At 60.0% G+C, this 12,458-nt stretch carries 10 protein-coding genes; 4 read left to right on the top strand and 6 right to left on the bottom strand.

From position 1 onward, the window contains the following. The first annotated feature begins 4 nt into the window (after nt 1-4). Nucleotides 5-1,228, top strand: coding sequence for an amidohydrolase family protein (locus tag EN804_RS16775; RefSeq protein ID WP_127870990.1), 1,224 nt, complete (start codon nt 5-7; stop codon nt 1,226-1,228). Between the two features lie 180 nt (nt 1,229-1,408). Here the strand turns inward: EN804_RS16775 and EN804_RS16770 are convergent, their stop codons facing one another. Continuing rightward, nucleotides 1,409-2,365 carry a LysR family transcriptional regulator gene (locus tag EN804_RS16770; RefSeq protein WP_135917226.1) on the bottom strand — a complete coding sequence of 319 codons (957 nt, stop codon included), beginning with the start codon at nt 2,363-2,365 and terminating at the stop codon, nt 1,409-1,411. A 117-nt stretch (nt 2,366-2,482) separates the two neighbouring features. Here EN804_RS16770 and EN804_RS16765 point away from each other — a divergent pair, with 117 nt between their 5' ends. Both EN804_RS16765 and EN804_RS16760 read left to right on the top strand, forming a co-directional pair. Continuing rightward, complete coding sequence (locus tag EN804_RS16765; RefSeq protein WP_135917225.1) at nt 2,483-3,106, top strand: FMN-dependent NADH-azoreductase; 624 nt, start codon at nt 2,483-2,485, stop codon at nt 3,104-3,106. 40 nt (nt 3,107-3,146) lie between these two features. Next, nucleotides 3,147-4,148 (top strand): MBL fold metallo-hydrolase, encoded by a 1,002-nt coding sequence (locus tag EN804_RS16760; protein ID WP_245525130.1) that lies wholly within the window; start codon nt 3,147-3,149, stop codon nt 4,146-4,148. A 6-nt stretch (nt 4,149-4,154) separates the two neighbouring features. Here the strand turns inward: EN804_RS16760 and EN804_RS16755 are convergent, their stop codons facing one another. From EN804_RS16755 to EN804_RS16745, 3 genes are all read right to left on the bottom strand, one after another. After that, nucleotides 4,155-5,153 (bottom strand): Gfo/Idh/MocA family oxidoreductase, encoded by a 999-nt coding sequence (locus tag EN804_RS16755; protein WP_189524524.1) that lies wholly within the window; start codon nt 5,151-5,153, stop codon nt 4,155-4,157. A 107-nt stretch (nt 5,154-5,260) separates the two neighbouring features. After that, entirely contained in the window at nt 5,261-6,361 is a 1,101-nt protein-coding gene (locus EN804_RS16750; RefSeq protein WP_135920328.1) for an ABC transporter ATP-binding protein, read from the bottom strand. Between the two features lie 145 nt (nt 6,362-6,506). Then, on the bottom strand, nt 6,507-7,262 hold the full coding sequence (locus tag EN804_RS16745) for a FadR/GntR family transcriptional regulator (protein ID WP_127870995.1): 756 nt from the start codon (nt 7,260-7,262) through the stop codon (nt 6,507-6,509). A gap of 346 nt (nt 7,263-7,608) precedes the next feature. Here EN804_RS16745 and EN804_RS16740 point away from each other — a divergent pair, with 346 nt between their 5' ends. Further along, nucleotides 7,609-8,316: a hypothetical protein gene (locus EN804_RS16740; RefSeq protein ID WP_135920326.1), complete on the top strand. Its 708-nt coding sequence runs from the start codon at nt 7,609-7,611 to the stop codon at nt 8,314-8,316. An 80-nt stretch (nt 8,317-8,396) separates the two neighbouring features. Here the strand turns inward: EN804_RS16740 and EN804_RS16735 are convergent, their stop codons facing one another. Continuing rightward, on the bottom strand, nt 8,397-10,043 hold the full coding sequence (locus tag EN804_RS16735; RefSeq protein ID WP_135920324.1) for a hydantoinase B/oxoprolinase family protein: 1,647 nt from the start codon (nt 10,041-10,043) through the stop codon (nt 8,397-8,399). 11 nt (nt 10,044-10,054) lie between these two features. After that, the gene (locus tag EN804_RS16730) at nt 10,055-12,157 is read right to left on the bottom strand and encodes a hydantoinase/oxoprolinase family protein (RefSeq protein ID WP_135920322.1); all 2,103 of its coding nucleotides are present in this window, start codon (nt 12,155-12,157) and stop codon (nt 10,055-10,057) included. Between the last annotated feature and the right edge of the window lie 301 nt (nt 12,158-12,458).

The following is a 12,458-nucleotide window of genomic DNA, read 5'->3' as shown; positions in this document are numbered from 1 at the left end:
TGCCATGCCGTCGCTGCTCTTGAAAAACTGCGCCATTCTCGACGTTGATGCCGGCGCGTTGCTTGGCGAGCGCGATGTTCTGATCTCGGACGGCCGCATCGCCGAGATTGGCGACAACCCGATCAAAGCAAGCCACGATCGGGAGATCGACCTGCGCGGCAAGGTGCTGATGCCGGGGCTGTGCGATGCCCATGTCCACGCAATCGTGCCGATCAACAGCTTCGCGCAACTGACGCGCTGGTCACCCTTCTACACGGCGATCCGGGCCATGCCGATCCTCGAGGGCATGCTGCAGCGCGGCTTCACCACCGTGCGCGACGCCGGCGGCGCGGATTTCGGCATCGCCCGCGCGGTTGCCGAGAAACTGATCCCCGGACCGCGTATCCTCTACAGCGGCAAGGCGCTATCCCAGACCGGCGGTCACGGCGACATGAGAGGCCCCGGCGAAACCGAATTCGACAGCCATTATTATGTTCCCAGCCTTGGCCGGATAGTCGACGGTGTCAGCGAGATCCGCAAGGCAGCGCGCGACGAGATCCGCCGTGGCGCCCACCAGATCAAGCTGATGGTGGGCGGCGGTATTGCGTCCTACACCGACCCGGTGACGTTTGCGCAATTTTCGGGAGAGGAGATTCGTGCCGCCGTCGAGGAGGCGGAAAACGCTGAGCGCTACGTGATGGCGCATGCCTATACCGATCGCTGCATCCATCATGCCGTGTCGAATGGCGTCCGGTCGGTGGAACACGGCAACTTCCTTGAGGACGAGACCGCCAAGCTGATGGTCGAGCGTGACGCCTTCCTGGTCCCGACGCTTTCGGCCTACATCACCATGTGGGAAGAAGGGCTCGAAATCGGCATGCCGGCCGAACTGCACGCCAAGATCAAATACGTCCTGGACGTCGGCTCCAGGTCGCTCGAAATTGCTCAGCGACGCGGGGTGAAGATGGTTTATGGCACCGATCTGATCGGTCCGTTGCATCGGCACCAGTCGCTGGAATTCTCGATCCGCAGCGAGGTCCTGCCTGCCATAGATGTCATCCGCTCGGCAACCAGCACCGCGGCCGAACTGTTCAACATGACCGCCGAGATCGGTCGTGTTGCTGTCGGACTACGAGCCGACCTGCTGGTGGTCGACGGCAACCCCCTCGACGATCTGTCACTGCTGCAGGATCGGGCCAAGCTCAGGATGATCCTGAAGGACGGCGACATCCATAAGCACGATTTGTGAGATCGTAGGCCTGGCTCGCCTGATTAGAGCAACGCCATGCCGAGCAAGACTGGGGAACCCACGATAATCTTCCGGCACAGCCTCCGCTGTGCAGTGGAGATGACCCAAGATGCGCGTGGCAAGGATGAAAGACATCCCGCCAAAAACCTGAATTCGAAGCTGCTACTCGGAAAGACAAGCTTACAAAGTCAGCGAGCCGTCATCTCTGGAACCGGTAGCGTAGCCGTCCTCGATTTTGGCGGTCAACAGAGGCAATTCGTGGCCGAGGAAATCGAGAAAGGCGCGGACGGCCGGCACAAGGCCGCGCCTTGAGGGGAATATGGCGTGTAGCTGATGCGCCGGCAAAGCATGGTCGGGCAGCAGCCGGACCAGCCGGCCCTTGCGGACGGCATCTCCGCAGAGGTTACGTGGCAATTGAGCGATGCCCATTCCCGCAAGAGCTGCCTGGCCCAGCATATGGATATCATCGGTGGCGAGCGCCGGGACATATTCGATGTCGGTTGCCCGGCCGTCCGGCGTGGTAAGGTGCCATAGATTCCGTTCGCCTCTCACGCCAGCCGGACCCAGTCCTTTTTGCAGGTGCATGGACTTGGGCGCGTCGAAGGGCCCGTGGGATGAGACGTATTCAGGACCCGCCACGAGCCACTGCTCGCTGATCCCCAACCGCCTGATCATCAACTGGGAATCCTCGATGGCCGAGCGGACTCGCAATGCGACGTCGTAGCCTTCTCCGATAGGATCGACCCGGCGGTTTGTCAGATCGAGTTCCAGCCTCACGGCCGGGTGATCCCGCATGAATTTCCATAATACGGGCGCGACGAAAACGTGAGCGAGTCCCACCGGGCAACTTACCCGCAGGCGGCCCGCCGGCGCCTCACCCGCTTGCTCGGCGATCTCGAAAGCCATGCGGGCGGCATCGATCATTTCATTGCAGTGCTTGAGGAATTCCCGCCCCACGGAAGTGAGATTGACTGAGCGGGTCGATCGCTGCAGCAGCCGAACGCCGAGACGGGCCTCCAGGGCTGCTATACGTCGGCTGACGCGCGACTTGGGAATGCCGAGCGCAAGCGCCGCCGACGAAAAGCTGCCGTGACGCGCGATGGCTGCAAACATGGTCAGTTCGTTGAGGTCATCCACGGTAAGCTCCGCTCTCGATTGTCTCGTCAGTAGAACAATCTGTGCCATTTAGCTTACTGGTGCAACACCGGTGCGCCGGGATAGCTATGGCTCAACACTTCAACGGAGCCAAATGCCATGCAAATTCTTCATCTCGACTCAAGCATCCAGGGCGCGGCGTCCGCTTCCCGGACGCTGACGAAAGCTGTGGTAGAGAACCTGCTCGATCAACATCCCGGCGCGGCGGTGACCTATCACGATCTGGTGGAAGAGGCGGTCCCCCATCTCGATGGGCCGATCGGGGCAGGGTTTCGCCCGCTCGCCTTCGAAGTATCGGATGAGGCGACACGCCGTGAACACGCGCGGTCCGACGCGCTTGTGGGCGAGTTGATGGCAAGCGATATCGTTGTCGTCGGCGCTCCGATGTACAATTTCTCCGTGGCCAGCCAGCTCAAGGCGTGGCTCGATCGCGTCATCCAGCCCGGCAAGACCTTCCGCTATACCGAAAATGGCCCGATCGGCCTTGCCGGCGGCAAGAAGGTGGTGATCGTTTCGACGCGCGGAGGTTCTTATCTTTCCGGCCCGCTGACCTCCATGGATTTCCAGGAGAGTTACCTCAGAACGGCTTTGGCCTTCATGGGCATCAAGGACCTCGATTTCATCCGGGCGGAGAACATGTCGCGCGGCGACGATGCCCGCGCCCACTCCATGAGCAGTGCTCTTCAGGCCGTTTCCCCGCTGGTTGCCAGCATGGCAGCTTGATTTCGCGGGCCTGCAGCGCCCGCTTTCAGGGCTGACGCCCGTGCCGCGCCTCGGTTGGCTTCCGACGGGCAACGTCCGAACTTTCATTCGACACAACCAACTTATCGAAACCCTAACTGGCGGGCGAAGCAACGCCGCCAGAAAACGCGGAGCTATGTCCATGTTCATTCTCGACAGACGAAATCTTCTGGCGCTCGGTGCGGCCGGCGCGGCAACGGCAATGGCAAGTAGACTTTCTCGTGCCGCTGCCGCCGATACCAAGGTGTTCACAGCCGATGAAGCCGGCGTGATGGTCGATAGCACGGTGATTGTCGGCGAGAAATCCGCCGTCGTCATCGACGCCCAGTTTACGGTCGCCAATGCCAAAGCGCTCGCCGACGTCATCCAGGCTACGGGCAGGAAAGTCGAGACCATCCTGGTCACCCACTACCATCCAGACCATTTGCTCGGCCTGTCAGTGCTGCTGGAGCGTTTCCCGGAAGCGAAGCCCCTGACCCATCCGAAGGTCCTTGAGATGATCAACAAGGCGTCCGCTCCGACACTCAAGGTGTTGAGCGAACATGCGCCGCAGGGCGTCTTCACCGACAAGCTCATCGTGCCCGACGTCTTGACCCGCGACCATCTGCTGCTGGAGGGCGAGCGCATCGACATTCTGGACCCGATGCATGGCGACACGGAGTTCGTAACGCCGGTTCACATACCTTCCCTGAACACCCTCATTGCAGCGGATGTCGGGTACACCGATACGCATCTCTGGTTGGAGGAAAACATAACTCCCGACCAGATCGGCAAGTGGCGCGAGAGTACCAAAAGGCTGGAGGCGATCGGCGCAGAAACCGTCATTCCTGGACATCGGAAGCCGGAAAGCCGTTCGGACAATTCCATATTCGCCTATACGAGAGCCTATCTCGACAACTGGGAGAAGGCCTTGCTCAAGAGCAAATCGGCCGATGAGCTGAAGGCTGCGCTTGTCAAAGAGCATCCCGATGCAGGGTTCGCCTTTGCGCTTGAGCGTTCGGTCGCTGCGATCTACGGAAAATAGCGTGTCTCAAACCTGCACCGAGCGGCCAGTCCTGGCCGCTTCGCGTGCGGCCACGGCAAATTTCAAGGATTTCAAGCCGTCGCGGCCCGTCACCGTTGGCGACCCATTGCCAGCCATCGCTGCGTTGAAGTCGCTGACGACTTTGTCGTAGGCGTTGACATGGTCGATCTGCTCTTCGACCTTTTCGCCATTCCTGCGCACGAACACGCGTCCACCACCACGCTGGAGCAGAACGTCGTCCGCAAACACCGAAGCCTTCGTGCCAAAGAGCTCAACCGTCGTTCTAGCGTGATCGATGGCAAAGCTCTCGGTGATCTGAACAATCGTCCCGGTCTTCATTCGGGCGACGATCGCGACCGTGTCCTCGACTTCCTTCGACGTTATTCCATTGTTGGCGGTCATCGCGACGACCTCCTGCGCTTCCGTACCCAGGATGTAGTGCAAAAGGTCTGCGTCATGCACGGTAAGGTCGAAGAACACGCCGGCTCCGGCGGTCACGGAATCGGTTCTCCAGCCGCGATTGGCGACCGGAAGCAGCACACCGAACGTCATTCGGGCCGCGACCAGCGTACCCAATTCCCCATTCTTCACCAGATCGTGGAGCCTGATATGGGTCGCCATGTTCCGCAGGTGGTGGTTGATGCCCAAAACGCGATTGTGCGTTTCGGCGGCCGCAATCATGGCTTCGGCCTCGGCGACTGTCATTGCCATCGGCTTTTCCCCGAGCACATGTTTGCCAGCCAGGATTGCCGCAATCGCATCGGGGGCATGCTTTTCATTGGTGTTGCTTATGTAGACGGCATCGACATCCGAGCGAAGCAGCGCTTCGATGGTATCGTAGACCTGAGGAATGCCGTTTCGCTCGGCGTAGGCGTGTCCACGGGCCGTGTCGGAGGAGAAGGCGGCGGCGACCTCGCTGTTCGGATCGCCGTTGATAGCTGGTATCAGCCATTCCTCGGCAATCCGGCTGGCGCCGATCAATCCCCATTTGTAAATTTTGCTCATCGATTTCTTCCTGCTGGAACTCATGGTCATAGAGGGGGGATCTTATCCAAGCTGACACCGGAGAGCGTTCTCCGGACTGCAGAATGGAGAGAAAACTCTGGTCGCGGTCAGCTGATCCGGCTACCGGTTTGCTTGTCGAAGGCGATCAGCTTCGTTGTGTTCAGGCGTAGTCGGGTCGGGCCAAGTCCAATGATCGAACCTGCACGCAGCCGCGCCGTCAGCTCGGCGCCGGCGAATTTGAAGATGATGACGTCGTCTGAACCAGTGGGCTCGATCAACTCGATGACGACGTCGATATCGAGATCGTTCTCACCTGCGCTTCCCGCGACGTTGGAGAAATTCTCGGGGCGGATGCCAAAGGTGCAGGCAGGGGCCGCTGTCGAAAGATGCGTGACCAACGCTGCAGGCAGGGGGATCACATCCGGCGCGTCGCCAAACCTTGCCGTCAGGCTGCTGCCGGTCTTGACCACGCTGCCATCGATCAGGTTTATGCGCGGCGCGCCGATAAAGGTGGCGACGAATGTGTTGGCCGGCCTGTCATAGACCTCGTTGGGCGTCCCGACCTGCTGCAGCGCGCCTTTGTCCAGAATTGCAATGCGCGTTGCCAGCGTCATCGCTTCGATCTGGTCGTGGGTGACGTAGACGGTCGTCTTGCCCATCCGCTGATGAAGCTTCTTCAATTCCGTCCGCATCTCCACCCGCAGCAGCGCGTCGAGATTGGAAAGAGGTTCATCGAACAGGAAGATGCTGGGTTCGCGGACAAGGGCGCGCCCGATGGCAACGCGCTGACGTTGTCCGCCCGACAACTGCGACGGTTTGCGGTCCAGCAGGTGCTCGATTTGCAAAAGCTTGGCGACACCCTGCACGGCATCCGCACGTTTCTCGCTGGAGACTTTCCGCATTTCCAGCGGGAACGAGATGTTCTGGCGCACAGTCATTGATGGATAGAGCGCATAGGACTGAAACACCATTGCGATGTCGCGGTGCTGGCATGGCAAATCGTTGATCACCCTACCATTCAGTTTGATCTCGCCCGAGGTCACTCCATGAAGGCCTGCTATCGCATGCAGCAATGTGGACTTGCCACAGCCGGAAGGGCCAAGCAGGACGAGAAACTCGCCGGAATCTATTTCCAGGTTGATGTCCTTCAGCACCGCGAGGTTCGGGCCGTAGAATTTGTTGATCTGGTTGAGGGCGAGGGATGACATCGACGTACCTTGTGTAAGGGCAACTGGCCTTGTGAACGGGTGGCAACGACAAAACAAAGGCTTCGCGCTCCGCTTGGAGCACGGTTCGGGTATGGCAGCCGATTGGACCAGAATTCGAGGGTGACGCTTGCGGCCGAGAGCGGGATTAGCTGTCAGGCCCTCCCATCTTGTTGATCAGAACGGTCGGTCCGGATCTCTTCCAGTCGAGAACGGCATCGAAGCCCAGCAATCTGCGCCGGGACAAGGTCAAATGGTTGAACATCGCCTCGTAAGCCAGAAGCGGCTCCTTGGCTGCGATAGCATCGACGATCGGTGCGTGCTCGACGCGAACCACCTCCAGCCGGGTCTGGGTCGCTGTGGTCGCGAACTGACCAATCAACCGCATGCCGAAAACGATCTGCTTGTGCAGCATGGACATTGTGCTGGCGTACATGGAGTTCTGTGAGGCCTGCGCGACAGCGATATGAAAATCCAGGTCGAGATCGCCAAAGGCCTCATCGCTCATGCCTTCCTCGAAAGCATTGTGTGCCGCGATGATCACATCCATGTCTTCGTCACGGCGGCGCAGGGCGGCCACGGCCGCCGCGTCGCATTCGATGGTGAGCCGGAACTCGAATGCATGGATGAGATCGGCGATGTTCTCGATGGGGCGGAAACCCTTTGCAGGCGCTTCGGAGCCGTTGAGGACGTAGCTGCCTGAACCACGCTTCGAGTTGATGATGCCGTCATTGCGCAGCCGGATAAGGGCTTCGCGTACCACCGGCCGGGACACTCCATGCTGCTCGGCAAGCTCCATCTCGGTGGGGATACGCGTCCCTTCGGACCATTGCCCGCTGTCGACGAGTTGCCTCATCGTCTCGTAGAGCTTTTCCGAAAGTTTGGTCCTTTGGGCGTAAGCCATTCCAGTGCCTCATTACATATTTGTAAATCTACACGTCATTTGTCAGATTTCAAGCTTGATTTGCGCTTAAAAGTCAGACATTGTCATTTTGTTCGATGCTGAGCTCGGTGTGAGTCCTCCCTCTGCACCAGCTTGCAGGAAACCGCCCGCCGGCACGCATTGCCAGAGGCCTCGCCTGGAGAATCTGCGTTTGGCACAGCATTTGTGCAGGGCGCGGGGCACCGGGCTGTGCACGATGCCGGGCAATCCTGAGCCGGGACCAGGCAATGGCCGGCGGGCGAATTCGTCCTGCCTCAACGGCAACGTCTGTTCGAGGCGCATACGGCCAACCTGAAGACTTTCCCTGATGAACCTGCCACAATCGCTGTATGACGAGGTACTTGGGACGACTCCGCACTGGATTTATCATGCGTGGCTGATGTTCACGATCTGGATCGTGCTGGTGCCGGCCGTCCTGCTGCTGACGCGTTTTGGCAAACCGGCGCCGTCGCTGATCGGCATCCCGAAAGGAAGCCCTAAGCTCGGTCGTAAGCTGTTCTGGTTCACCATGCACCGGGTCGGCTTGTCGGTGCTTGCCATGGCCAGCGTTGTCGCTGGGACTATCGCCATTGCCGCCAGTGGAGGTTTCAGCGCCACGCTTCATTCGGTGTTCGGCATCGCGACAGTGGTCTTTGGCGTAATGCAGATCGTCAGCGCCTGGTTCCGCGGCTCGCACGGCGTCCGTAATCCGGCAGGTTCAGCCACTAATGAGCCTCCTGTTCCGCACGGCGATCACTATGAGATGACGGCACGACGGCGCTGGTTTGAAGCCTATCACAAGACGGCCGGCTGGCTGACGGTTGCCTGCGCGTTGGGCGCCGTCGCCACTGGGCTTTCACAATTTTGGGTGCCTGGCGTAGGGGTAGTTCTGGCGCTTCTTGCCGTGCTCTACGCACTGATCGCTGTCGTCCTTGAGGCGCGCGGTTATCGCCACGACACCTACATGTCGAATTTTGGCACGGGCGCGCATCACCCATTCAATGAGAAAAGAATAGAAGAAATGTCTCGCAGATAGCCCTGGCTATCGCCGTTTGCTGGTTTGGTCAGCACGACTTGCCGGCTGTGGAATATGAAACGGAAGGCTTGCCCCGCTTTTCAGTTGTCGAGCTGGTTGATGCGATCAGCCTCAATTCTGGTGCCGTCGCGTTCCCCGACCGGGCCATATCCACCACCGCCAGGCGTCTGGACAACGAGCGTATCGCCAGCTGGGACGAGTTGCTTGCCTTTGCCGCGCAGCCGCGGTCCCGATTTCAGCCCAACATAGCCGGCGCCGCCCTCCGCGCCGCCAAACCGTCCTTGCGCCGTATGCTCGATGCGATCAAGTGCGGCATAGATATAGAACGGATGGTTGTCGCGATGACCGATCTCGATGATCTGGCCGAGCCCGCCCCGGAAGCGGCCCTGTCCGCCGCTTCCCGGGCGCAGTTCCTTGCGCCAGAAGACCAGCGGCGTCATGGTCTCCAATATCTCGATCGGCACGCCCGAAACGCCGCTCGGAAAGGCGGTGGCGTTGAGCCCGTCGTCATTGGAGCGGGCGCCGGTTCCTCCCGTCTGGACGGACAGTGCCGAGAATCTCGCAGTCTGCCCGATACCTTGGGTCAGACAGGCATCATGCGCGTCCTCGAGGATGAGATTCCAGAGCGAGGATGCACCCTCGGCCAGCACCTTGTCAGGTACGACCTGAGCCAGGCAGCCGTAGACGACGTCGGGAAGCATCTGGCCGATCACATGCCGTGACGAGACCGGGGCAGGGCGCTGCGCGTTGACGATCGTGTCTTCCGGCGCGGTGACCTCTACCACCGACAGCGACCCCGAATTGTTGGGCACCTGGGGAAAGAGCGCGCAAGCGATCGCGTATGTGGAATAGGCCTGTGCGTAGCTCAACGGCACGTTTATGCCACGTGCCGAAAGGCCTGACGTGCCTGTGAAGTCGACTTGGATCAAATCGCTTGAAATGGTCGTCGTCGCAACCAGGGCAACCGGCTTGTCGTAACCGTCTATCACCATTTCCGCGGTGGTCGTTCCGGCCGGCAGGCCCGCAATCGCCGCAATGGCTGCCTCGCGCGAGCGGCTGACGATCTGGTCGCAGAGCGGCGTGAGATTGCCCAGCGGAAATTCGCGCAACATCTCGCGCAAACGGCCCACCCCGATCGCATTGCAGGCGGCAAGCGACATGAGGTCGCCCTCCATTTCGGCGGGATAGCGCGAATTGCCTCGCGCAAGCGTTATTAATGTTTCGTCGAGCTTGCCTTCGGCGATCATCTTCATGGGAGGAACATAAAAACCCTCCTCGAAGACGTCACGGCCGTCAGGTCCGAAGCCGATGCCGCCCACATCCATGAAATGGCAGGTGGAAGCGAATAGCCCCACCATCGACCCTGCAAAGAAAGCTGGCGTGACGGCGACGAAGTCATGCAAATGGCCGGTGCCAAGCCATGGGTCGTTGGTGATATAGACGTCGCCATCCTTCATGGACGACGCGGGAAACCGCGCCAGGAAGTGACGAACCGATGCCGCCATGGTGTTGACATGGCCTGGCGTACCGGTCACCGCCTGCGCGATCATCCGCCCATCCGGGTGAAAGAAGCCGGCGGATAGATCTCCGGACTCCCGCACGATTGGGCTGAAGGCTGTGCGCCGCAGCGCCTGGGCCTGTTCTTCGACGACCGCGATCAAGCGATTCCACATGATCTGGAATTCGATCTCGTCGATAGCGGGGATCGGCCGGTCAGTCTGTTGCATGGAAGTCTCCATTATTCCGCGGCCGCAGCAACGCCGATGGCGGTATTGGTGAGTTCAAGATGGCCCAGCCGGTCGACCGCCACTTCAAAATGCGCAGGCACCACCGTGTTGGTCTCGGATTCGGTAATGACAGCGGGGCCGGCGATCGAATGGCCGCTGCCAAGATCGGCACGCAGATAGACCGGCGCCTTGACGGATTTGCCGTCGAAATCGACAAAATCCGTCCAGCCGCTCGGCTTTGGCTTGGCGCTCGGTGGTCGAACTTCCTTCAGCGTCTCGCGCAAGGGCTGGTGCGCCGTCGCGGTGACCGCCCAGGTCAGGATCTCGATTGCGTGGTTCTCCAGGAAGCGTCCAAACACTGCGCTGTAGTGTTCTTCAAAACGCTGGCGCAGCGTGGTGGGATCGATGTTGGCCGATCTATCAAGCGGCAGGTCGACTTCGAGCTCGTGGCCCTGACCGACATAGCGCAGAAATGCCGACGTGCGCATTTCGACCGGGCGCCCGTTTGCCGCCGGCTCGACCACGGAAATGGCTTCGGCGTGCATTTGCAAGATGAGGTCGTGGATGACACCGTCGTTCACGTCGGCAAGACGGCTGTGGCGGCTACGCACGATCTCGTAGGCCAGCGGCGCTTCCAGGAAACCGATGGCTGAGCCAACGCCCGCGCCTATCGGCACGATGACCTTTTCCAGGCCGAGTTTACGGGCAAGCTGGGCCGCATGCATCGGCGCAGCGCCGCCGAACGCGATCATGGCGCGTTTGCGCAGGTCCTTGCCGTGTTCCGCGGCATGGACGCGGCTGGCGTTCGACATGTTTTCTTCGACGATGGCCGCCACGGCCGAGGCAGCGACCACCGATTTTAGGGATAACGGGGAACCGACATGATCGCCCAACGCCTTTTCAGCAAGGTCGCGGCGCAGTCCGACCTTGCCGCCGGCGAAGTTCGTGGCGTCGATGCGGCCAAGAACCAGATCGGCGTCCGTGACCGTGGGGCGATGGCCGCTGCGATTGTAGCACGCCGGACCTGGTTCCGACGACGCACTTTCCGGCCCGACGGTCAGCCGACCAAGGCTGTCGACTTGGGCAATGGAACCGCCGCCGGCGCCGATCTCGACCATTTCGATGACCGGAATGCGAACCGGAAGGCCGCTGCCTCTCAGGAACCGTTCGGTGCGGTCGACCTCGAAGCTGCGGGACTTCAGGGGCGTGCCGTTGTCGATCAGGCAAAGCTTGGCAGTGGTGCCGCCCATGTCGAAGGACACGATCTCCTTCAGACCGCAGTCGCCGGCGATCTTGGAAGCAAGAATGGCGCCGCCGGCCGGGCCTGATTCCACAAGTCGTATCGGGAATGCTGCCGCTTGGTCGACGGTCGTCAGCCCACCACCCGACGTCATCAGAAGCAGGGGAGCGCGCAGCCCACGACGGGCAAGTTCCGTCTTCAGGCGGCCGAGATAGCCGGCCATGATCGGGCGGATATAGGCATTGGCCACGGTGGTTGACGTACGCTCATACTCCCGAACTTCCGGGCAGACTTCGCAGGACAGTGAGAACGTCACGTCCGGTAAGGAGGCCGACAGGACTTCCCGGACCTTGAGCTCATGTGCCGGGTTCGCGTAGGCGTGGATGAACGAGATGGCAACACTTTCGATGCCGCCCGTTTTGAGCGTTTTGCCGAGTTCTGCCACCTCGTCCTCAGGCAACGGTTTCAGCACCGAACCATCGGCGGCGATACGCTCTGCTATGACGAACCGGTGTTTCCTGCCTACAAGGGGTAGAGGCTTCTTGATGAAAATATCGTATTGGTCGTGACGACTTTCAGAGCCGATCTCGATCGTGTCGCGAAAACCGTCGGTGGTCACAAGGGCTGTGATCGCCCCGCGCCGTTCGATGATGGCGTTCGTCGCCAGCGTCGTTCCGTGCAGGAACAGATCGAGGTCGGCGAATGACAGCCCTTTCTGCTCCAGGAGATTTTCGACTCCTTCCAGCACCGCTTCCTCGGGTGCCCGTTTCGTCGTCAGCACTTTCGTGGAAGAGCGTTCGCCGGCTATTTCCAGCACGACATCTGTGAAGGTACCGCCGATGTCGACGGACACACGGTTGATTTGCGCGTTCATAGCCTACCTTGGGAATGGAGTTGAAGGTACATTGTCTGACTAATATAGCTATGTCAATCCGGTATCTCCGCTCGCGAGGAAGCCGCCGTGAAAAAGCGATCGCTCTGGAATTTTTATAATATTGCATTGAAAACATTGAGTTTATTTGAAAGCGGCGACGTTTTCAGTCAGATTTTTTTGATTTCGACGGGCGATTTTTCGGTGAATTTCGCATGACAAACAGAATCACAATTGACAAATATGTAAATTCAAATGACTGTTGATGTGACCGGCTCTTGACGCAGTGGCTGGGGCGGGCGGG

The organism is Mesorhizobium sp. M8A.F.Ca.ET.161.01.1.1 (assembly GCF_004792105.1).
Lineage (GTDB): Bacteria > Pseudomonadota > Alphaproteobacteria > Rhizobiales > Rhizobiaceae > Mesorhizobium.
Note: the sequence above shows the minus strand (reverse complement) of the source record. Positions and strands in the feature narration are given on the sequence as shown.

Coding starts and splice junctions, on each gene's coding strand:
- EN804_RS16775 (WP_127870990.1), top strand. CDS start 5: ATGCCGTCGCTGCTCTTGAAAAACTGCGCCATTCTCGACGTTGATGCC.
- EN804_RS16750 (WP_135920328.1), bottom strand. CDS start 6,361: ATGTCATCCCTCGCCCTCAACCAGATCAACAAATTCTACGGCCCGAAC.
- EN804_RS16745 (WP_127870995.1), bottom strand. CDS start 7,262: ATGGCTTACGCCCAAAGGACCAAACTTTCGGAAAAGCTCTACGAGACG.
- EN804_RS16740 (WP_135920326.1), top strand. CDS start 7,609: ATGAACCTGCCACAATCGCTGTATGACGAGGTACTTGGGACGACTCCG.
- EN804_RS16730 (WP_135920322.1), bottom strand. CDS start 12,157: ATGAACGCGCAAATCAACCGTGTGTCCGTCGACATCGGCGGTACCTTC.
- EN804_RS16765 (WP_135917225.1), top strand. CDS start 2,483: ATGCAAATTCTTCATCTCGACTCAAGCATCCAGGGCGCGGCGTCCGCT.
- EN804_RS16735 (WP_135920324.1), bottom strand. CDS start 10,043: ATGCAACAGACTGACCGGCCGATCCCCGCTATCGACGAGATCGAATTC.
- EN804_RS16755 (WP_189524524.1), bottom strand. CDS start 5,153: ATGAGCAAAATTTACAAATGGGGATTGATCGGCGCCAGCCGGATTGCC.